This is a genomic window from Mesorhizobium sp. CA4, assembly GCF_020165075.1.
Classification (GTDB): domain Bacteria; phylum Pseudomonadota; class Alphaproteobacteria; order Rhizobiales; family Rhizobiaceae; genus Mesorhizobium.
Map to the genome: position 1 here is coordinate 177,134 of NZ_JAIUHK010000005.1, position 20,928 is coordinate 198,061.

The following is a 20,928-nucleotide window of genomic DNA, read 5'->3' on the forward strand; positions in this document are numbered from 1 at the left end:
CCGCTTTTTCGTTTCCCGGTTGTAGGCGTAGACTGCGCCGGCAGCCGGCCTGATGCCGGCAAGGGAGATGACCAATGCCCCGCAACGCATTGCTTCTCGTCTCGCGGCTCCTGCTCGCCGCGTTGTTCGTGCCCTCCGGTATCCAGGCGCTCACCAACATCGCCGGCACGACCAGCTATTTCGCCGGCCTCGGCCTGCCGCTTCCGACTCTTGCAGCCTGGGGCACCGGCCTCTTCGAGCTGATCGCCGGATTGCTGATCCTGGTCGGCTTCCAGACGCGGATCGTGGCGCTCTTGCTAGCCGCCTTCTCGATCGTCGCCGGCTTCATCGGTCACTACGGCCAGGGCGCCGACGATGCGACCCTCGCCTTCCTGCACCAGCAGATGCTGATGAAGGACATCGCCGTTGCCGGCGGCTTCCTGGCGCTCGCCATGGCTGGCGCCGGCGCATGGTCGGCTGACGGGCGCGGTTTCGGCCTCGGCGCCGAAGTGACCTGAGCCGGCCCTATTTCACCGACACACTTGGTCCGCCCTCGACCGCCAGCACTAGGCGCCGGTTGGTGATGCGCGCGAGCTGCGCCAGCCGGCCGGCAGGACGCTCGCCATAGAGGTCGGCGAGCGAGGCCGGCAGCACCAGCGCCAGCGCGCCATTGCCGCGGCTCTCCCACTTCAGCCTTGGCATGACGCCCGGCATTGCCGCTGTGAGGAGATAGACCACACGCATCATCGCCGCCAGCACGCGGGCGCGCTCGAGCAGGCGCGGCGGCGCCAGCGCTTTGATCTCGGGAGCGATGCCGTCGTTGAAGATGCCGTCATGGCGATAGGCGTTGGCCAGGGCCAGATAGGCGCGGCCGGGATGATCGACGCCGATGAAGGAGGCATGCGCGATGATGTTGAGCGACTGCCTGCCGCGATATTCAGGGTGCGCGCGCCAGCCGATATCGGCGAGCAGGCAGGCGGCATGACGGTAGCGCGCCTCGTCTTCGGTCTCGTCAATGCCGAAGGCCTTGAACGCCCTCCCGGTCCATTCGACCAGATCATGTGCGTGGTGCACCGAGCGCGAGCGCAACAGCGCCAGTTCCTCGGCCGCCGATATCAGCGGATCGGCCTTCTTCTCCTCGGCGTCGAGCAGCGAATAGAGGAAGCCCTCGCGCACGCCCTGCGCCGAGACGACGATTTTTGAGGGCTGCATCGCCGACATGATCTCCTGCAGGACGACCGCGCCGTAAGGCAGCAGCGAGCGGCGATTCTTGGAAACGCCCTCGATGCCGCGCACCTTCTCGACCTCGCCCCGGGCCACCTGCTTGAGGAAGGCCTGCGCGCTGTCGGCCGAAATCTCGTAGTGATGCATGACGCCGAGCGGATAGTTGGTCATCTCCATATGCAGCCGGGCGAGGTTTCGCCAAGTGCCGCCGACGGCATAGAAGACCCTGCCCTGCCCGCCTTTGAGCAGTTTTGCGCGCGCCAGCTCCTGGCGCGCGATCTTCTGCGCCTGGACAAGGGAGTTCTTCGCCATGTCCTGCAGACGCAGGCCGCCGAGCGGCAGCGTGATGCCGTCGCCGATCGCCTCGCGATTGATGTCGATCAGCTCAAGGCTGCCGCCGCCAAGGTCGCCGGCGATGCCGTTGGCCGGATGAAAGCCTGAAATGACGCCGAGCGCCGAATAATGGGCCTCCTGGCGACCGGTGAGCACGCGGATCTCGGTCTTCAGCACGTCCTCGGCGCGGTGGATGAAATCGGGGCCGTTGCCGGCCTCGCGCGCCGCGGCGGTAGCCAGCACATACATGTGCTCGGCGCCCGCCTGGTCCGACAGCGCGCGGAACCGGCGGAATTCCTCCATCGAGCGCGTCACCGCCTCGGGGTCGAGCTTGCCCGTCGAAACGATGCCGCGGCCGAGGCCCGCCAGCATCTTCTCGTTGAACAGGAGCGTGGGCGAGCGCGCCAGCCCCTCATAGATGACAAGGCGGATCGAGTTCGATCCGATGTCGATGATCGACAGCGGCCGTCGGTCCTGAAGCCGGCCCTGGGAAACTGCAATCACGCGGCGGCGTTCTTCTTGCGGCGCTTGAACTGGGCAATGCGCTTGGGCGCATGCGATTTCAGGGCGTCGCCCCGTCCGGAGAGGCTCGGATTGGTCATGAAATATTCCTGCGCGTTGAACGGCTCCTCGCCCTCCTCCAGCACAACGCGCCGGGAGGTGCCGTCAGCCAATACGTCGAAACTTTGCTGGTTGTCCATGACATTGCCCAGCATGATCTGGCCAAGCACCTGTTCATGCACAGTTGGATTGGTGATGGGCACCAGGGTTTCGACGCGGCGGTCGAGATTACGCGGCATCATGTCGGCGGACGAGATGTAGACGATCGCCTCGTCCGACGGCAGGCCGTATCCGTTGCCGAAGCAGAAGATGCGGCTGTGCTCGAGGAAACGGCCGACGATCGATTTGACCCTTATATTCTCCGAAAGGCCCGGCACCTGCGGCCTCAGGCAGCAGATGCCTCGCACGACGAGGTCGACCTCGACGCCGGCGCGGCTGGCGTCGTAAAGCGCGTCGATGACGGTCGGATCGACCAGCGCGTTCATCTTCATCCAGATGCGCGCCGGCCGGCCTTCGCGGGCATGGACGATCTCGTCGGAGATGTGTTTCAGGATGCGCTTGCGCAGCGTGAAGGGCGATACGGCAAGGCGCATCTCCTCGGCGGGCTCGGCGTAGCCGGTGATGAAATTAAAGAGCTGCGCGACATCGCGCGCGATCGTCGGATCGGTGGTGAAGAACGACAGGTCGGTGTAGATGCGGGCGGTAACCGGGTGATAGTTGCCGGTGCCGAGATGCACATAGTTGCGCAGCCGGCCATCCTCGCGGCGCACGATCAAAGACATCTTGGCGTGGGTCTTCAGCTCCAGGAAGCCGAACACGACCTGCACGCCGGCGCGTTCGAGGTCGCGCGCCCAGCGGATGTTGGCTTCCTCGTCGAAGCGCGCCTTGAGCTCGACAAGCGCCGTGACCGACTTGCCGGCCTCGGCGGCGTCGATCAGCGCGCGTACGATCGGGCTGTCGTTGGAGGTGCGGTAGAGCGTCTGCTTGATCGCCACCACTTCCGGGTCGGCGGCGGCCTGACGCAGGAACTGCACCACCACGTCGAACGACTCGTAGGGGTGATGGACGACGATGTCTTTCTCTCGGATGGCGGCGAAGCAGTCGCCGCCATGCTCGCGGATACGCTCCGGAAAGCGCGGATTGTAGGGCGTGAATTTGAGGTCGTCGCGCGGAATGGCGACAATCTCGGATATCTGGTTGAGCGCCAGCGGACCGGTGAGCACGCTGATCCGGCTCGACGAGACGCCGAGCTCGCCGGCGACGAAGTCCCGCAACGCGGCCGGCATCAGCGTGTCGAATTCGATGCGGATCACCGAGCCGCGGCGGCGCCGCTTCAGCGCCGTTTCGAACAGGCGCACCAGGTCTTCCGACTCTTCCTCGACCTCGATGTCGCTGTCGCGGATGATGCGGAACGTGCCGGAGCCCTTGACCTCGTAGCCGGGGAATAGCTTGCCGATATAGATGCCGACCACTTCCTCCAGCGGGATGAAGCGCACATGGTGCTTGCGGTCGGGCAAGCGGATGAAACGCCTGAGCGCCACCGGCAGGCGCAGCAGCGCGCTCATCTCCTCACCGTTTTTGCGATGGCGCAGTTGCAGGGCGATCGAGAAGCCGAGATTGGGGATGAAGGGGAACGGATGCGCCGGGTCGATCGACAGCGGCGTCAGCACCGGGAAAACCTGCTCCTGGAAATGTTCCTCCAGCCAGGCCTTCTCATCCTTGGTGAGCGCGTCACGGGTGATGCTTTCGATGCCTTCCTTGTTGAGCAACGTCATCAGCGCCGAGAGGCTCTTCTGCTGGTCCTCCTGCAGGCGCTCGACCTCGCGCAGCAATTGCTCGAGCTGCTGCTCGGGCGTGCGGCCGTCCGGGCTTTTCAAGGCGATGCCCTCGCGCACCTGGCCGGCAAGGCCGGCGACGCGCACCATGAAGAACTCGTCGAGATTGGCGGCTGAGATGGACAGGAAGCGCACGCGTTCGAGCAGCGGATGATGCTCGTTCAGCGATTCTTCCAGCACGCGGCGGTTGAACTGCAGCCAGGAGAATTCGCGGTTGACGAAACGGTCGGGATTGCCGCCCTCCGGGCTGGCCGCCTCGACGGTGATGAACTCGCTCTGCACTGGCTTCAGTTCGTTCATGGTTTCCCGCTCTTGCCCGCAACCGTCCTTGGGAGCGCCGCATATTGCCGTTCGGCGACGCTCTAACATGTCTTTGTGACGCATGATCGTCACGGAATCGCTCCGACGCCGGCCTCACGCGCTTAACCGGCTCAACTTATCCTCTGCCAGGCTTTTGCGACAGTTTGATTTCATCGATCTTGCAAACTGGGCTGTTATGCTCCAGATGCAGGCTGGTCACACCCACTGGCCGAACCCAATTGGAGACGACGATGGCAGGCGGCAGCATTCCCCATTTCCAGAACGACGCGGGCCATCCGGTTATCGAGATCGGCGTCAAGGAATTCATGTGCACCGGCGCCAACCCGCCTTTCGACCATCCGCATGTGTTCCTCGACATGGGCGACGACGATGAGAAGGTCTGCCCCTACTGCTCGACGCTCTACCGCTATTCGCCATCGCTGAAAGCGACGGAAACGCAGCCGGCCGGCTGCCTCTATGTCGATCAGGCCGCCTGATCGCCCCTTTCGACCATGACTGAAACACCGTCCCGGCAGATCGTTATCGCCGGGGCTGGTCTTGCCGGGCTGACGGCGGCGCTTGCCTTTGCCGAACGTGGCTTCCCGGTAAGACTGTTCGAGCAGGCCAGGCAACTCGAAGCGGCCGGCGCCGGCCTCCAGCTTTCCCCCAACGCAACCCGCATCCTGCGCCGGCTCGGCGTGCTCGATCGCCTGCTGCCCAATGCGATCCGGCCGCAAGCGGTAGTGCTGAAGGATGCAAGAAGCCTGCGGGAGCTGGCGCGCGTGCCGCTTGGGGAAGCGGCAGAAAAGCGCTGGGGCGGGCCTTATCTCGTGGCGCACCGCGCCGACTTGCAGGCGGCGCTGATGGCGGCGGTGGCGCTGCGGCCGGACATCGAGCTTATCACCGGCGCGCGCGTTACCGGCATTGCCATCGACCCGCAAAGCGTCACCGCGACGGTCGAAATCGACGGCAAAGCGACGGATGTCGCGTGCGGTTTGCTGGTCGCAGCCGACGGCGTCTGGTCGTCGGTTCGGGCCCAGCTTGCCCGAACGACCGGCTTTGCGGCAAGCCGCTTTTCGGGCGAGCTCGCTTGGCGCGCGACGGTCACGGCGGAAAGCGCCGCCGCCCAGGCCTTTATGCAAATCGGCGCTGCCGACTGCGTCACCACCTTCCTGCATCCCGGCTTCCACATGGTCACCTATCCGGTGAGCAAGGGCAGCGCCTTCAACCTTGCCGCCTTCACCAAGGGCGAGCGCATCGCCGAAGGCTGGTCCGGGCATGCCGATCCCGCCATACTTTCAGCAGCCATGCGGGGCACGGCGGCAACGCTGGCGAAGCTGGCGGCGCTTGCCGGGCCGTGGACGGCCTTCCCCATCCACACGGTCACGCAACGGCGCTGGACCATGTCGGAGGGAGTGGCACTGATCGGCGATGCCGCGCACGCCATGACGCCCTTCGCGGCGCAGGGCGCGGCGATGGGGATCGAGGACGCCTCGATGCTCGCCAATCTCGTTGCCGACTTCCCTGGCGATGCAGCTCAGGGCCTTGCCATTTGGGAAAATCTCAGACGCCCGCGCGTCGAAAAGGTGCTGAAACGCGGCGCTCTCAATCGGCTGGCCTGGCACGCATGGGGACCGGTGGCGATCGCGCGCAACCTGGTGCTCACGGCGCGGCCGGCGGACAAGCTCGCCGCGGACCTGGACTGGCTCTATGGCTGGGAAGAGCGGAAGGTTGTGAGGCGGTAGCACGCCCGACGGCCAGATAGGCTGGCAGGACAGAGGGAGGCGAAGGAATGAGGCGCCTCTAGTTATACAGGCTCAGCGACCAACCCAATGACACCGGCAGCGGGTTCCACAAACCTGTCCGGATGCCGGCAGTGCGCAATGCCGCCGCCGTCCAGGTGTTGCAGCCGACCAGCGCGTTGAAGTGGCCGTTGGCCTCGTAGAAACGGTCGTAAGTTGAATAGCCCGCATTTTCGATCGGTATCAGTCCGCCAGGCCCCTGCCGGAAGCCTGCCGCGATATAGTCGAGCAGCGCCGAGAAATGTTCCCCGTCGACGTCAAAGCCGGCGACATCCGGATGCGCCTCAAGGATAGCGCCCGCGACATCGACATGCATCACCGCGGCGTCGAGCGTAAGCGCCTTCAGCACCGGCATGGCCTTCAGTTGCGACCAGGTCGGCGTCTCCAGATAGAAGGCGCGGCCGCCCCAGCCGAAGATGAAATACCGCGCCTCCGACGCGTCGGTCGGCAGGCCGGCATCGACCAGAAAGGCAAATCGCCGGCGCACGTCATCATCGACCGGTATCGCAATGTCGGTGTGAATCGGATTCCTCAACAACAATATGTGCCGCGTCCCCTCGCCTTCGGCCCGTGCGGCCGGCCAGAGCGGACGTGGCACCAGCGTGCCGAGCGCGGCGGCAAGCACTACCGCTCCCAAGAGCATCACCAGATATCGCAGGACTCGTCTCATCGGATGCGGTGGTTCCGTCTTGTCTGGGGCAACTCCAGGAAATCCTGGACGATCAGGCTCGAAGATTCCGGAGCGTCAACCAAATGAGCCGGTCCTTGTCCGATCGCCCGAATGCAAAAAAAGCCCGGCTGTTTCCAGCCGGGCTTTTCCGAAAATTTGGCGATTGCGCCCGCTCAGTGCAGGATCTGCGACAGGAAAAGTTTTGTGCGTTCATGGCGCGGATGGTCGAAGAACTCGGCCGGCGTGTTCTGCTCGACGATCTGGCCCTGATCCATGAAGATCACGCGGTTGGCGACTTTGCGGGCAAAGCCCATCTCGTGGGTGACGCAGAGCATCGTCATGCCCTCCTCTGCCAGTCCCACCATCGTCTCCAGGACTTCCTTGATCATTTCCGGATCGAGCGCCGATGTCGGCTCGTCGAACAGCATGATGCGCGGATTCATGCACAGCGAGCGCGCGATCGCCACGCGCTGCTGCTGCCCGCCGGAGAGCTGGCCCGGATATTTGTTGGCCTGTTCCGGTATCTTGACGCGCTTGAGGAAATGCATGGCGATTTCCTCGGCCTGCTTCTTCGGCATCTTGCGCACCCAGATCGGCGCCAGCGTGCAGTTTTCCAGGATGGTGAGATGCGGGAACAGGTTGAAGTGCTGGAACACCATGCCGACCTCGCGGCGCACCTCGTCGATCTTCTTCAGATCGTTGGTGAGTTCCTTGCCGTCGACGATGATCTTGCCCTTCTGGTGCTCCTCCAGACGGTTGATGCAGCGGATCATGGTCGACTTGCCGGAACCGGAGGGACCGCAAATGACGATGCGCTCGCCGCGCATCACCTTCAGGTTGATGTCCTTAAGCACATGGAACTCGCCATACCATTTGTGCATGCCGACGATGTCGATGGCGACATCGGTGGTGGAGATGTGCATCTTGGCGGCGTTGACCTTGATCTCTTCCGCGCTGACGGCGTTTTCGGTGGCCATGGCTGGTTCCCCTTTTATCGTTTGATTTGATGCATTCGTTACCCCAAAACCGCTACACTTTGGGCGACATGCATCAGCGTTTGTAACCGGTGTCGAGCCGGCGTTCGGTGTACATTGAATAGCGCGACATGCCGAAGCAGAACAGCCAGAATACGAAGGCGGCAAAGATTAGGCCGGACCTCGCGGTCTGCGGCGTCGCCCAGTTGGCATCGGCAAAATTCTGCTTCACCACGCCGAGCAGGTCGAACATCGAGATGATGAGCACCAAGCTGGTGTCCTTGAACATGCCGATGAAGGTGTTGACGATGCCGGGGATGACCAGCTTCAGCGCCTGCGGCAGCACGATCAGGCCCATTTTCTGCCAGTAGCCGAGGCCGAGCGAGTCGGCGCCCTCATATTGCCCTTTCGGGATTGCCTGGAGGCCGCCGCGGATCACCTCGGCCATATAGGCGGCGGCAAACAGCGACACGCCGATCAAGGCCCGCAGATATTTGTCGAAGGTGACGCCTTCCGGCAGGAACAGCGGCAGCATGACGCTGGCGAAGAACAGCACGGTGATCAATGGAATGCCGCGCACCATCTCGATGAAGACGATGCACAGCCATTTGACGATCGGCATCTTCGAACGGCGGCCGAGCGCCAGCACGATGCCCAGTGGCAGCGATACGGCAATGCCGACGAAGGAGAGGCTGAGGGTAATCAACAGGCCGCCCCAGCGCGCGGTCTCGACATACGGCAGGCCGAACACGCCACCGATCAGCAGGAAGAAGGAGACGATCGGCAGCGCCACGAAGAGCAGGACGGCGTTCAGCCCTTTGCGCGGCACGCGCGGGATTAGCATCGGGACCAGCAGCGCCACGAACAGGATGGCGACCAGGATCGGCCGCCAGCGCTCTTCAATGGGATAAGTGCCGAACATGAACTGGCCGAATTTGGCGTTGACGAAGGCCCAGCAGGCGCCGGTCCAGCCATCGGGCTGGATGCCGCCTTGCGCGGCCGTGGTGCAGACCGTGCGGTCCGGTCCGCTCCATTGGGCGTTGATGAAGGCCCAGTTGATAACCTGCGGCACGATCCACAGCACGATGGCGATGCCCAGCACGGTGAGGATGGTGTCGCCGACGGAGCCGATCAGGTTCTTGCGCACCCAGGCATAGGCGCCGCGTTCTTCGGGCGGCGCCGGCTGCGCCAGCACCATCTCGGTGCGCACCCAGGACATGTCGTGTTCCTGCATGGCCCTACCTCTCCACCAGCGCCATTCTGGCGTTGACGATATTCATGACAAGGGACGTCACGAGGCTCAGCACCAGATAGGCGATCATCATGATGAACACGCCCTCCACCGCCTGTCCGGTCTGGTTCAGCACCGTGCCGGCGGTCGCGGTGAGATCGGGATAGCCGATGGCGATCGCCAGCGAGGAGTTCTTTGTCAGGTTGAGATACTGGCTGGTCAGCGGCGGAATGACGATGCGCATCGCCTGCGGGATAACCACCAGCCGCAGAATCGGGCCGGAACGCAGGCCGAGCGCCGCCGCCGCCTCGGTCTGTCCTTTGCTGACACCCCGGATGCCGGCGCGTACGATCTCGGCGATGAAGGCCGCCGTGTAGAAGGAAAGCGCCAGCAGCAGCGACAGGAATTCCGGCTTGATCCAGAAGCCGCCGGTCAGGTTGAAGGTCGATTGCTTCGGGAAATCGAAGGTCAGGGGCATGCCGCCGAAGGCGAGCACCGGCAGGCCGACGATAAGAGCGAGCGACGTCCAGAAGACCGGGAATTGCTGACCGGTTGCCTTCTGCCGCTGCCGCGCCCTGTGGGCAACGAACCAAGCCATTGCGATGGCCAGCAGCAATGCGACGCCGATCAGCCAGGAGCCGTCTCCCCAGACAGCTCGCGGCAAGTAGAAGCCACGCTGGTTGAGAAAGGAACCGAAGGGCAGATGGATGCTTTCGCGCGGCGGCGGCAGCACGGCGAGCACGCCGGAATACCAGAAGAAGATGACCAGGAGCGGCGGGATGTTGCGGAAGATCTCGACATAGACCGTGCAGATCTTGCGGATCAGCCAGTTCTGCGACAGGCGGCCGATGCCGATGGTGAAGCCGACGATCGTGGCCAGCACGATGCCGGCGACGGCAACGATGATCGTGTTGAGCAAGCCGACGACGAGTGCCCGGAAATAGGTCGAGTCGGACGTATAGGCGATTGGCGTGTCGGAAATGTCGAAGCCGGCCCTGCTCCTGAGGAAACCGAAGCCTGACGCGATGTGCAGACGCTGCAGGTTTTCGATGACGTTGTGGACGATCCACCAGATCGAACTGAACAGTAAGACTACAACCAGCGTCTGAAAGAACAGGCTGCGTATTCTCGGGTCATTGATGAAGGAGCCGCGGCTCGGCTCCTCGCGAAGTATTTCCTGCGAAGCCATGGACCGTCCCCTGGAAAGAGAAACCGGGAGGCAGACGACCTGCCTCCCGGATCACGTTTCAATCAGCGGATCGGCGGACCGTATTGCAGGCCGCCCTTGGTCCATAGCGCGTTGATGCCGCGCGCGATCTTGAGCGGGCTTCCCGCGCCGACGTTGCGCTCGAACATTTCGCCGTAGTTGCCCACAGCCTTGACGATGTTGACGACCCAGTCGTTGGAGAGGCCGAGATCGGCACCGTACTTGCCGTCGGGCTCGGTGCCGAGGATACGCTGAATGTTCGGGTCGGTCGACGTCTTCATCTCATCGACATTCGCCTGGGTGATGCCGGCTTCTTCGGCGTTGAGCAGCGCAAAATATGTCCAGCGCGCGATATGCGCCCACTGGTCGTCGCCCTGACGCACGGCCGGGCCGAGCGGCTCCTTGGAGATGATCTCGGGCAGCACGACGTGGTCGGCCGGCGACGACAGCGTCAGGCGGATGCCGTAAAGGCCGGACTGGTCAGTGGTGTAAGCATCGCAGCGGCCTGCGTCATAGGCGGCGTTGACCTCTTCCAGCTTCTCGAACACGACGGGGTTGTATTCCATCTTGTTCTTCTTGAAGTAGTCGGCGAGGTTGAGCTCGGTGGTGGTGCCGCTCTGCACGCAGACCGCGGCGCCAGAAAGCTGCAGCGCGGAGTTCACGCCCGGCAGTTTCTTGGCGTTGATCATGAAGCCTTGGCCGTCATAGTAGGTGATGCCGACAAAATCGAGGCCGAGCGCGCTGTCGCGGTTGCTGGTCCAGGTGGTGTTGCGCGACAGGATGTCGATCTCGCCCGACTGCAGGGCGGTGAACCGCTCCTTGGCGCTGAGCGGCGTGAACTTAACCTTGGAGCCATCACCGAAGACGGCGGCCGCGACGGCGCGACAGAAATCGGCATCGATGCCCTTCCATTCACCCTTGTCGTCCGGCGCCGAGAAGCCGGCCAGGCCCGTCGAGACGCCGCACTGGATAAAGCCCTTCTGCTTCACGGTGTCGAGCGTGCCGGCCGAAGCGGCGGACGCCATGAACCCGAGCGCGGCGACGCCAAGGATGCCGATTGCAATATTTTTCATGACCCACAGACCCTTTTCTGTCATAGGCGCCCCTGCTGCCAGGCGACGCTTGATCTTTTTCGTTTGTGAACGCAGCTCCCACTTTGAGGCCCACTCCCGGACCCGCATCGGTAACGATGCGCTGCCTCCCATTCACGAAACGCATCGAAGGCGATTATTCCTGTGAGGTCAAGGGAAATGACCGAATCCCGGGAGGTTTGAAAGCAATTGCCGCGAATGCCTGAATTGCGCACAGGAGCGCCATGAAACCGGCCGGCCATGCAAACAAATCAGTCAAGTTGCATCGCCGCGAATCCACGGCCGGCCAGTAAAATCCGCTTCGGCAATAGCGGCGCTTATTGGACGCGCACGCCGTCGGATTGGCCCAGCGGAAGACCGGCTTTTGGCGGCCCTAGCGCGGTTGCGCCGGCTTTGCCACCGCTTTATGGCTGGTCCCCAGACATCATTCGACAGGCGACGAACCATGGCTAGAGACGGCATCGAAATGGGCATCAACACGCTGCTTGCTCATTCCGGCAACAATCCGCGCGATTATTTCGGCTTCGTCAATCCGCCGGTCGTGCACGCATCGACGGTGCTTTATCCAGACGCCGCCTCGATGGCAGGGCGTAGCCAGAAATACACTTACGGCACGCGCGGCACGCCGACGATGGATGCGCTCACGCTCGCCGTCGATGCGCTGGAAGGCTCGGCCGGCACGATCGCGGTGCCTTCGGGGCTGGCAGCGGTGACGGTGCCGCTGCTCGCCTTCCTTGCCGCAGGCGATCACCTGTTGATCGTCGACAGCATCTATCACCCGACGCGCCACTTCGCCGATACGATGCTGAAACGGCTCGGCATCGAGGTCGAATATTACGAGCCGCGCATCGGCGCCGGCATCGCATCGCTGATCAAGCCCAAGACCAAGGTGGTGTTCACCGAATCGCCGGGATCGAACACCTATGAGGTGCAGGACATCCCGGCGATCGCCAAGGCGGCGCATGCCGCGGGCGCTATCGTTATGATGGACAACACCTGGGCGACGCCACTCTACTTCAAGCCGCTCGACCATGGCGTCGACATTTCGATCCACGCGGCGACCAAGTATCCGGCCGGCCATTCCGATGTGTTGCTCGGCCTGGTCTCTGCCAACGAGACCTATTGGAGGCAGCTCTACGAGAGTTTCTGCACGCTGGGCTGCTGTTCGGGACCCGACGACATCTATCAGGTGCTGCGGGGCCTGCGCACCATGGGGGTGCGGCTCGAGCATCACCGCAAGAGCGCGCTCGATATCGCGCGGTGGCTTGAGGAGCAGCCGGGCGTCGCGCAAGTGCTGCACCCGGCGCTGGAAAGCCATCCCGACCATGCACTCTGGAAACGCGATTTCTGCGGCTCGAGCGGCGTCTTCTCGGTCGTGCTCAAGGGCGGCGGACAGAAGGCGCAGCACGCTTTTCTCGATGCCCTTAAGATTTTCGGGCTCGGCTATTCCTGGGGCGGCTATGAGAGTCTCGCCGTTCCGGTCTTCCTTGGCGACCGCACGCTTGCCGAAGGTTCGTATGCCGGCCCGCTGATACGGCTGCAGGTCGGGCTGGAGGATGTCGAGGACCTGAAGACCGACATTCTCCGCGGCCTTGCCGCGGCGGCTGCCGCCGAGTGACGGCCTGATCAGCGGAAGATTCCGACCAGACAAAGCCTCTGCCCAAGCGTAGCATGGCCGGTGCAAGCCGTTCGGGAACCTTTTGTCGGCAGGCGCATCCAATCGCGCATGTGACGTTGCCGGGAGATCGGGGCGAGATGAGACAGCCTGCTATTGAAGCCGCCGAAATCGGTGCGGTCGAGGCCGGCGACATGGCATTGGTCAGCCGGGCGCTTGCGCGCGATCCTGGTGCGTTCCGCGCCATCATCAAGACGCACAACCAGCGGCTCTACCGCATCGCACGCGGCGTGGTGCGCAATGACGCCGAGGCCGAGGACATCGTACAGGAGGCCTATATGCGCGCCTTCGCCAGTCTCAGCAGCTTTCGCGGCGAGGCTTCGCTTTCCACGTGGCTGTCGCGCATCGTCATCAACGAAGCGCTCGGACGGCTGCGCAAGCGCAGGCGCACCGTGGCGATGCCCGGAAGTCCGGAGGCGCAGATCATCCGGTTTCCCTCGACACAAAACGACTTGAATCCAGGCGACGATCCGGAGCGGACGATGGCGCAGCGGCAGATCCTCGGGCTTGTCGAACGGGCGACCGACAGCCTTCCCGATGTCTATCGTACCGTTTTCGTGGCCCGTGTCATCGAGGGCCTCAGCATAGAGGAAACCGCCGACCTGCTGGGCGTGAAACCCGAGACGGTGAAGACCAGGCTGCACCGGGCGCGAGCGCTGGTGCGGAAGGCGCTGGACGACGAGATCGGCCCGGTTTTGCTCGACGCCTTCCCCTTCGCCGGTCGTCGCTGCGAGCGGCTGACGCAGGCGGTGATGAAAAGGCTGGGATTCGAGCCCTAATTTCGATCTCCCGCTCTTTTCCCGGGAACGTTTCGTTCTTGCCCGCATCCAATGGCAGTTCAACACCAGATGAAGCCCGAGGCCAGCGCCGCCGGGCGAAGGAGATGCTATGCTTATGCGACCGACCGCCGCCCTCGCCGCCCTTTTCTTCGTGAGCACGTCCCCGCTGGCGCTAGCCGCCGAAAAGCCCACCGACCCGCAGATCGCCCACATCGCCTATACCGCTGGCACGATCGACATCGAAGCGGCCAAGCTGGCGATCAAGAAGTCCAAGAACAAGGAAGTCGTGGACTTCGCCAAGGACATGGAGCGCGACCATGAGGCGGTGAACAAGCAGGCGCTCGACCTGGTGAAGAAGCTGAAGGTCACACCCGAGGACAACGACACCAGCAAGGCGCTGGCCAAGGCCGCGAAGGAAGAACGCGCCAAGCTGGCGAAGCTGAAAGGGGCTGCCTTCGACAAGGCCTATATCGACAACGAGGTGGCCTATCACAAGCAAGTCGACGGCGCGCTCGAAACCCTACTCATCCCTTCGGCGAGCAATGCCGAGTTGAAGAGCCTGCTGGAGACCGGTCTCAAGATCTTCCAGGGACATGAGCAGCATGCCGAACATGTCGCCGGCATGCTGAAATGAGGCCGCTGCTTCTTGCGCCGATGCTGGCGACCGTGCTCATCGCGTCGCCAGCGCTCGCGGCGACGATAGAGGTGACGATCGACAAGCTGGTCTTTTCGCCGGCAAGCGTCCAGGCCAAGATCGGCGACACGATCGAGTGGACAAACCAAGATATTCTCGCCCACACCGCCACGGTCAAAGGCGGCTGGGATGTGATGATCCCGGCAAAGTCGAAGGGCAAGGTCACGCTCAAAGCGGCGGGGACAGTGGACTACTTCTGCCGCTTCCACCCCAACATGAAGGGACGTGTCGAGGTGACCCCCTGATCAGCCGGTCCCTTTGATCAGTCTCCCCCGAGGGCGAGGCGCGCGCAGCGCCTCGCAATCGTCATGCCCGATTGCGGCACGCCGCAGAGGCACACTCCTTGCCGAAGCCAGGACATTCGGGTGAATTGCGAACCGATTCCGCAAATTTCGTAAGGCCTTGACGCGATTGACAAATTGGAGGCCGTTGGCGGCACGCCACTGGCTCCGCGCCGAGCAATAATATTCCCCTCAGCGCCGACGAAACGGATTGGTTTGGCTTTCCAGTTTACGCCGTTGGCGGCATTGCCGATCGCACAAGATTTCCCGTTTGACAGGGCCTGCCATGGCGTTTCGCCTTTTCGTTCCGATCCTTGCCGGCGCGACCCTTCGCGAACGGCTGCTTGCCTGCATCGGCGCGACCATCGGCATCGCGCTCACCGGCATGATTAGCGGACTTGCAATGGGCAGCGGCCCGCTTGTGGCTATGCTGGTGGCGCCCATGGGCGCTTCCGCCGTGCTCCTCTTTGCCGTTCCGTCGAGCCCGCTGGCGCAGCCCTGGTCGATCGTCGGCGGCAACACGATTTCGGCGTTGGTCGGCGTGACGGTCGCGCATTTCGTGCATGACGCGGTGATAGCCTCCGGCCTTGCGGTGGCGCTGGCGATCGCCGCCATGTCGTTCACACGCTCATTGCATCCGCCGGGCGGCGCCGCGGCCCTTACCGGCGTGCTCGGCGGGCCGGCCGTTGCAGCCGCCGGCTTCCTGTTTCCCTTTGTGCCGGTGGCGCTGAACTCGACGATCCTGGTGGCGCTCGGCTTCCTCTTCCATAAGTTGTCGCGACGCAACTATCCGCATGCGCATGTGCCCGCCGCCAGCGGGCACGGAACCGCCGACCGGCCGCCGGCAGAGCGCGTCGGCTTCAGGCCCGAGGATGTCGACGCCGCGCTGTCGGCGCTCGACGAAACCTTCGACATCGACCGTGACGACCTTGAGCGCCTGCTGCGCCAGGTCGAACTGCAGGCGGTGGTGCGCTCGCAGCGCACGCTGCTTTGCCGGGACATCATGTCCCGCGATGTGATCTCGGTGACGGAAACGGCCTCCGCCGACGAGGCGCGCAAACAACTCATCGACCACAACATCCGCACCCTGCCGGTGCTCGACACGAACGGCCGTCTCACCGGCGCGGTCGGCTTGCGCGAGCTGACACGAGCGACCGACACCGTGAAAGGGGTGATGTCGAAAGCCGGCACAGCCTCGCCCGACACGCCGGCGATGAGCCTGCTGCCGGTGCTGACCGACGGCCGCAGCCATGCCGTGGTGATCGTCGATAGCGAGCGGCATATCCTCGGACTGATCACCCAGACCGACCTGCTGGCGGCGGCCGCGCGCGTGCAGGCATCGGCGCCGCTCAAAGCGGTGGCATAGAGCTGGACCGATCACCCAGGATGTCCCCGCTCGCCATTCGATCGAGCCGCCGCGCCGCTCGTTTGTCTCGGCCGGCCGGGTGACATGCGTCCATGTGCCGTCATAGATCGGCTTGCGCCGCCGCAACTCCGGTGCGGGCACGGATGGCGGGCAAAGACGGTGCTTAGACCTGCACGTTACCGATCAATGCTGTCCGCGGCCGGGACTGCGCCTTTCAGGACCAGGCCAGCCAAGCGGTGCCGGCGAGAAGCGTCACCAGCGTCAGCGGCAGGCCCACCTTGAAGAAGGCTGAAAAGGAAAGTTCCTTGCCGGCCGCTTTTGCCTGCTCGGCGACGATCAGATTGGCGACCGAGCCGAGCAGCGTGAAGTTACCGGCAAGCGTCGAGCTCATCGCGACGATCAGCCAGGCGCGCTCCGGATTTTCCAAGCCGGGGATGAAGGGCCGGAGCGCCAGCACCGCCGGCACATTGCTCATGATGTTGGAAAGCACCGCGGTGAAGCCGGAGAGCCGCCAGACATCGTCGAGGCCGATATTCTTCGCCCAGGCGATCATATCGGGCGTGAGCAGCGTGCGCTCGGCGCCAGCCACCACCACGAACAGGCCGGCGAACATGAAGAGCAACGGCCCGTCGATCTCGCGGTAGATGCGCTGCGGCTTGATTGCCCGGGTGACCAGCAGGAAGGCGCCGGCAATCAGCGCCGCCTTGGCAACGGGAAAGCCGGCAAAGAAGGCGAGCGCCAGCAACACGCAGACGATGGTGGCCTTCAGCACCTGCCCGGGCAACATGCGGCCGCGATAGACTTCCGGGCTGAGCTCTGCAGGGCGAGAGAATTCGGCGCGGTAGACGATCCGCACGATGACGATGACGCAGAGTAGGCCGAACAGCGCCACCGGCGCGAGCGCCAGCGTGAAAGCCGGATAGGAAATGCCCGACAGCGCGCCGATCACCATATTTTGCGGATTGCCGGTGATGGTGGCGACGCTGCCGCAGTTCGAGGCCGTGCAGGTGGCGATGAGGTAAGGCACCGGGTTGCGATTGATGACCCGTGTGACATGGACGACGATCGGCGCCATCACCAGGCAGATCGCGTCATTGACCAGGAAGGCAGAGAGCACGCCCGTCAACAGCGTCACCATCACCAAAAGCATGAAAGGCGCATGGGCATGCTCGATGGCAAAGCCGCCAAGCGCGCGAAACGCGCCTGAAACTTTCAGATGCGCGACCACGATCATCATGCCGAGCAGCAGCGTGATGGTGTCGAAATTGATGGCTTTGTAGGCGTCGTCGATGCCGATCGCGCCGATGGCGATCATGGCCGCGCCACCCAGCAGCGCGATGCCGGCGCGGTCGAGCCGCAGGCCCGGGATGCGGCCGACGGCGACGCCGGCATAGGTGGCTACCAGGATGAAAAGCGCGCCCGCGCCTGTCCATGTCATTGCTAAGAAAGATCCCGTTGCCTGCCCTGCCGGCAGAATCTGCCGTTGCGTGGAGTGGCCCCACATTTAGCAAGGGCAGCGCAAAGGGAAAGCGCGCAAGCACATGAAGTGCGATAACGCTTTCGTGGGTTTCACATTCATAAACCCTAATGTAAAGAATGGTGAATTAACATATCTGACCGATAATCCAGGGCGTTGGGGACTAAACGGATGAACACGGTCGTTGAAGCGGAACATCGCATTCCGTCAAAGGAGGAATTGGTGCGTCCGCAGGAATGCTCCCGCTGTCACGGGGCGAAGAAGGTTTTCGTTTGCGCACGCTGGCTGAGCTCGAACGGCCATTGCTGCCCGGAAGGCACGCACAGGCTGAATTGTCCTGGACACAGCATTGTCTGCCTCGAATGCAGCGGTCGTCAGGGCTAGTGAGATCCTGGAGTGCCGGTCGACCGCCAAATTGCGGAAACTTTCATTAAATTCTGACGTAGCCAGACTGGCGATACCCTGAGATCCGCTCGCGCGGTGGGGTGTCAGATCCGACCGAGCAGCACCAGGATGATCACGATAACCAGGACAAGCCCGAGGCCGCCGCCACCGTAATAACCGGTTCCGTAGAAAGGTCCGCCGCCAAGGCCGCTGAAGCCGCCAAGCAAGGCGAGAATGAGAATGATGATGAGAATCGTGCCGAGGCCCATGATCTCTTCCTCTTTCTGACTGTGCGGTCCCCGCGCTTCGTTATTGAGGAAGTGAACTCGCGAACCGCGCGCATGTTCCGCCCGGCGCTGCAACCGCCCGCTGCTTGCGGCCGACGCGTCCGGCGGGCCTAAGCCGCGTGGAACGATTTCGCAGCTTGCAACGTTGGGGCCTGCCCATCCGGGCATATGGGAAGGAAGCAGGCATATGGGCGCATCCGTTCTTATCGGCATATTGATCACCTTCCTGGTGGTGATCCTGGTGCTCTATCTCGTGCAACGCCTGCCACTCGACGCCCGCGCGCGCCAGATCGCGCAAATCATCGTCATCATCATCGGCATCATTTCGCTGCTCAAATATCTTGCGGTGTTCTAGCCGCGATCCATATTCGACACCCGGAACTTCAAAAGCCGGTGTCCCATGAGAACCCCGTCAATCGCATCTACCGCAGCTAAAATCTTGTGGGCCGGCGCAACGTTGTGCAACGTGGGCGCCGCCTATGCCCGGCCAGACACGCGCGCGATGACTTGCGCGCAGACGCAGGCGCTGATCAAAAGCGATCATGCCGCGGTCTTGACCACGGGTCCGAACACCTATGACCGGTTCGTTCGGCAGTTCGGCAACGAGTGCGACTGGCCGGAAGTGCCAGTCTCGACGACGGTTCCGACCAAGGACGGCGAGTGCCGCCCCTATCGGTGCGAGGAGCCGATCAACGTTCCCGACTGACCCTTGCTCCTTGCTCCGGCGCGGAACCATTACAAGCTCTTGCGGGTTTTAGCAGCCGGCAGCGGGCCCGGGCGCGAGAGAAACTTGGCTCTGCGCGTAACCGCAGGAGGAACGGCAATGCCCGAAATCGCGCGCAGCGGCAGTTGCCTGTGTGGCGGCGTGAAGTTCCGCGTCACTGGCGAGCCGCTCCGGGTCGGCCTCTGTCACTGCAAGGACTGCCGCAAGACAAGCGGATCGGCCTTTCATGCCTACGCCGTATGGCCGCTACGAGCGTTCGAAACCACCGGCATCACCAGCAGCTATGGCACTCGAAGCTTTTGCCCCACCTGCGGAAGCCGCGTTCCGTTCGTCAGCGATGACGAGGCCGAGGTCACGATCGGCAGTCTGGACATTGCGCCAACCGAAGGGTTGCTGCCCAGCTACGAACTTTGGATCGGACGCCGCGAGCCCTGGTTGCAACCCCTGCCTGCGGCGCGTCAGTTCGAGCATGACCGGTCCGCCGATGATTCGGCTGCAAGTGATGAACCCGGCGTGGATCCACAGCAAAGGTCAGCCTAGGTTAGGCTCTTGGCGGACTTTGGTCGGAACGACAACGACTTCGGTCTAGCGGCCGCCACCAGGCAATCCGGAAAAGCGCTCGGCTGTGGATTGATATGCTCGGACTTTCCTCGAAGCTTTGCTTTTTCAACCAGCGGTCGGTTTGACGGCCAATCAGCTGCCGCCAGCGTTCGCAGTGCGGCAGAACATTAGGCCATGGGCTGGATGGGTCCAGGCACTCCACGCAAAAAGTTTCATTCGTTTTACAAAATATAAGAAATTTTCAACCATGCTTCTTGCGGCAATACAACTTCTGGGCTTTTTTCGCCAGCCCGGCCGTCGCGTTTATCACGTGAGTACCAAGCAGCGGTTGCAATACCAAGTGAAAATTCTTTCGGCTCAAGAAATTCCCTTCTCGCTCTCTTTTCTGGCCCTATCAAATAGGACATCCTGAATTTTCACCCGCAGCAAGCCTTATGACTTCCCACCTTGTACAAAAGGCCATCTTTGTTTCTTCCCTTTTTTGCTACATAATACTGGCGAATCTTGAAACCGGACGGGGCGGTTTTCGTGAAGTCGGCGCCTGAACACGGCCGCAGCATGCATATGCGGTATTCATCGATCGGGTTCTGGACCTGGGACATCAGACGTGGCCGTGTCTATGGCGACGCCAATCTTTCAGACTATTCCGGTTTTACGCTCGACGAATTCTCGCACGGCGCGCCGCTGGAGCGATGCATGCAAAGCATCGGCAGGCCATGGACATAGCGCGATCGATCGGACACGACCTGGTGTCCTATCTTCTGGATAATATCGAGGAAGAGGTCGAGCAACGGCTTGGCCCAAGGCTGGGGAGGCAAAGATGGTCCTGAAGCCACTTTCGCCGATTGTTTCAAGGCTAGCTTCGCTTGACGCGCCTGCCGACTTCAGCCGTGACCATGCGCGCGAAATGCGACTGGGGCGATCGGCGTTCGATGAGCTTAGCCCGCTCCAGGGCCGCATCGCCGTAAAATTCGATCAGCACGCCGGCGGCCTTGGCGGCATCGGCCCTCAACCGACCAAAATCGGGCTGCCCGCTCTCGGTCGAGGGCCCGCTCCTGGCAATCACGTCAGGCATGACTTGCAACTTTCAGGAGTGCTGCCCTCGTCTTCGTGCATGGTCGCTATCCGATTGGGCGCGTAAAATATCGACATTTCCGCCCAATGTCCAACAGGTCCGTTGATCGGGCATCGGTGCAACCGCGTACAGCTTCGCCGCGAGCGGGGCCACAATCTTCATACAAGCATAATGAGCCAAACTTACCGCGCATACATTTGGGGGGCAGCCATGGACCAGCCTAGCAAAATGGAAAACCTGCAGTTTGCGCAGGGGATTTTGCGAGAACTTCGCCAGAAGGCTGAGGCTGATGGCGAAAAGCTTCTGACCTACCTGATCGACATGGCTTACCTCGAAGCAAGCGACCGCATCCGCGCCCACTGGATCGGCAGCCACGAACAGGAAGGCCGCCGCGCCAAGGGCTGAGCCTGCCCGTTGC

24 protein-coding genes are annotated in these 20,928 nt (G+C 62.8%); 13 read left to right on the forward strand and 11 right to left on the reverse strand.

Annotation, left to right across the window (positions count from 1 at the left end; translation table 11 throughout):
• Positions 1-74: 74 nt before the first annotated feature.
• Complete coding sequence (locus tag LB528_RS06400) at positions 75-497, forward strand: DoxX family protein (protein ID WP_224714245.1); 423 nt, start codon at positions 75-77, stop codon at positions 495-497.
• Between the two features lie 7 nt (positions 498-504).
• Here LB528_RS06400 and ppx read toward each other — a convergent pair whose 3' ends face one another.
• Positions 505-2,040 (reverse strand): exopolyphosphatase, encoded by a 1,536-nt coding sequence (gene ppx, locus LB528_RS06405; RefSeq protein ID WP_224714246.1) that lies wholly within the window; start codon positions 2,038-2,040, stop codon positions 505-507.
• Positions 2,037-4,232, reverse strand: a complete 2,196-nt coding sequence (locus tag LB528_RS06410) for an RNA degradosome polyphosphate kinase (RefSeq protein ID WP_224714247.1) — start codon at positions 4,230-4,232, stop codon at positions 2,037-2,039. Before LB528_RS06410 ends, ppx begins: the two co-directional genes overlap by 4 nt.
• Before the next feature lie 251 nt (positions 4,233-4,483).
• Between LB528_RS06410 and LB528_RS06415 the strand changes: the two genes are divergently transcribed.
• Positions 4,484-4,729, forward strand: coding sequence for a zinc-finger domain-containing protein (locus LB528_RS06415; RefSeq protein ID WP_224516141.1), 246 nt, complete (start codon positions 4,484-4,486; stop codon positions 4,727-4,729).
• 15 nt (positions 4,730-4,744) lie between these two features.
• Positions 4,745-5,977 carry an FAD-dependent monooxygenase gene (locus LB528_RS06420; RefSeq protein ID WP_224714248.1) on the forward strand — a complete coding sequence of 411 codons (1,233 nt, stop codon included), beginning with the start codon at positions 4,745-4,747 and terminating at the stop codon, positions 5,975-5,977.
• Between the two features lie 58 nt (positions 5,978-6,035).
• On the opposite strand, the gene LB528_RS06425 is transcribed toward LB528_RS06420, so the two are convergent.
• The 5 genes from LB528_RS06425 to LB528_RS06445 form a co-directional block, all read right to left on the reverse strand.
• On the reverse strand, positions 6,036-6,704 hold the full coding sequence (locus LB528_RS06425) for a TIGR02117 family protein (protein ID WP_224516139.1): 669 nt from the start codon (positions 6,702-6,704) through the stop codon (positions 6,036-6,038).
• Between the two features lie 173 nt (positions 6,705-6,877).
• Positions 6,878-7,627, reverse strand: coding sequence for an amino acid ABC transporter ATP-binding protein (locus LB528_RS06430; protein WP_176477089.1), 750 nt, complete (start codon positions 7,625-7,627; stop codon positions 6,878-6,880).
• A gap of 127 nt (positions 7,628-7,754) precedes the next feature.
• Positions 7,755-8,912, reverse strand: a complete 1,158-nt coding sequence (locus LB528_RS06435) for an amino acid ABC transporter permease (RefSeq protein WP_224516138.1) — start codon at positions 8,910-8,912, stop codon at positions 7,755-7,757.
• A 4-nt stretch (positions 8,913-8,916) separates the two neighbouring features.
• Positions 8,917-10,098, reverse strand: a complete 1,182-nt coding sequence (locus LB528_RS06440) for an amino acid ABC transporter permease (protein WP_224714249.1) — start codon at positions 10,096-10,098, stop codon at positions 8,917-8,919.
• A 62-nt stretch (positions 10,099-10,160) separates the two neighbouring features.
• Positions 10,161-11,189: an amino acid ABC transporter substrate-binding protein gene (locus LB528_RS06445; RefSeq protein WP_224714250.1), complete on the reverse strand. Its 1,029-nt coding sequence runs from the start codon at positions 11,187-11,189 to the stop codon at positions 10,161-10,163.
• Between the two features lie 463 nt (positions 11,190-11,652).
• Here LB528_RS06445 and LB528_RS06450 point away from each other — a divergent pair, with 463 nt between their 5' ends.
• The 5 genes from LB528_RS06450 (at position 11,653) to LB528_RS06470 (ending at position 16,002) form a co-directional block, all read left to right on the forward strand.
• Positions 11,653-12,825 (forward strand): cystathionine beta-lyase, encoded by a 1,173-nt coding sequence (locus LB528_RS06450; protein WP_224714251.1) that lies wholly within the window; start codon positions 11,653-11,655, stop codon positions 12,823-12,825.
• 137 nt (positions 12,826-12,962) lie between these two features.
• A complete protein-coding gene (locus tag LB528_RS06455) occupies positions 12,963-13,661 on the forward strand; it encodes an RNA polymerase sigma factor (RefSeq protein ID WP_224714252.1) in 699 nt (232 codons plus the stop codon).
• A 109-nt stretch (positions 13,662-13,770) separates the two neighbouring features.
• A complete protein-coding gene (locus tag LB528_RS06460) occupies positions 13,771-14,295 on the forward strand; it encodes a DUF4142 domain-containing protein (RefSeq protein WP_224589230.1) in 525 nt (174 codons plus the stop codon).
• Positions 14,292-14,600, forward strand: coding sequence for a cupredoxin family copper-binding protein (locus LB528_RS06465; RefSeq protein ID WP_224516132.1), 309 nt, complete (start codon positions 14,292-14,294; stop codon positions 14,598-14,600). Before LB528_RS06460 ends, LB528_RS06465 begins: the two co-directional genes overlap by 4 nt.
• Before the next feature lie 322 nt (positions 14,601-14,922).
• Positions 14,923-16,002 carry an HPP family protein gene (locus LB528_RS06470; protein WP_224516131.1) on the forward strand — a complete coding sequence of 360 codons (1,080 nt, stop codon included), beginning with the start codon at positions 14,923-14,925 and terminating at the stop codon, positions 16,000-16,002.
• A gap of 214 nt (positions 16,003-16,216) precedes the next feature.
• Here LB528_RS06470 and LB528_RS06475 read toward each other — a convergent pair whose 3' ends face one another.
• Both LB528_RS06475 and LB528_RS06480 read right to left on the reverse strand, forming a co-directional pair.
• Positions 16,217-17,440, reverse strand: coding sequence for an anion transporter (locus LB528_RS06475; protein ID WP_224714253.1), 1,224 nt, complete (start codon positions 17,438-17,440; stop codon positions 16,217-16,219).
• Between the two features lie 527 nt (positions 17,441-17,967).
• A complete protein-coding gene (locus tag LB528_RS06480) occupies positions 17,968-18,132 on the reverse strand; it encodes a DUF3309 family protein (protein ID WP_095768421.1) in 165 nt (54 codons plus the stop codon).
• A gap of 205 nt (positions 18,133-18,337) precedes the next feature.
• Between LB528_RS06480 and LB528_RS06485 the strand changes: the two genes are divergently transcribed.
• The 3 genes from LB528_RS06485 (at position 18,338) to LB528_RS06495 (ending at position 19,414) form a co-directional block, all read left to right on the forward strand.
• On the forward strand, positions 18,338-18,505 hold the full coding sequence (locus tag LB528_RS06485; RefSeq protein WP_095819989.1) for a Thivi_2564 family membrane protein: 168 nt from the start codon (positions 18,338-18,340) through the stop codon (positions 18,503-18,505).
• A gap of 147 nt (positions 18,506-18,652) precedes the next feature.
• A complete protein-coding gene (locus LB528_RS06490) occupies positions 18,653-18,856 on the forward strand; it encodes a hypothetical protein (RefSeq protein ID WP_318012277.1) in 204 nt (67 codons plus the stop codon).
• 117 nt (positions 18,857-18,973) lie between these two features.
• On the forward strand, positions 18,974-19,414 hold the full coding sequence (locus LB528_RS06495; protein ID WP_224714255.1) for a GFA family protein: 441 nt from the start codon (positions 18,974-18,976) through the stop codon (positions 19,412-19,414).
• 242 nt (positions 19,415-19,656) lie between these two features.
• Here LB528_RS06495 and LB528_RS06500 read toward each other — a convergent pair whose 3' ends face one another.
• Positions 19,657-19,842: a hypothetical protein gene (locus LB528_RS06500; protein WP_224714256.1), complete on the reverse strand. Its 186-nt coding sequence runs from the start codon at positions 19,840-19,842 to the stop codon at positions 19,657-19,659.
• A 121-nt stretch (positions 19,843-19,963) separates the two neighbouring features.
• Here LB528_RS06500 and LB528_RS06505 point away from each other — a divergent pair, with 121 nt between their 5' ends.
• Entirely contained in the window at positions 19,964-20,161 is a 198-nt protein-coding gene (locus LB528_RS06505; protein ID WP_224714257.1) for a hypothetical protein, read from the forward strand.
• A gap of 130 nt (positions 20,162-20,291) precedes the next feature.
• Here LB528_RS06505 and LB528_RS06510 read toward each other — a convergent pair whose 3' ends face one another.
• Positions 20,292-20,510, reverse strand: a complete 219-nt coding sequence (locus LB528_RS06510) for a hypothetical protein (protein WP_224516125.1) — start codon at positions 20,508-20,510, stop codon at positions 20,292-20,294.
• 228 nt (positions 20,511-20,738) lie between these two features.
• Here LB528_RS06510 and LB528_RS06515 point away from each other — a divergent pair, with 228 nt between their 5' ends.
• Positions 20,739-20,915 carry a hypothetical protein gene (locus tag LB528_RS06515; protein WP_224714258.1) on the forward strand — a complete coding sequence of 59 codons (177 nt, stop codon included), beginning with the start codon at positions 20,739-20,741 and terminating at the stop codon, positions 20,913-20,915.
• Positions 20,916-20,928 lie beyond the last annotated feature (13 nt).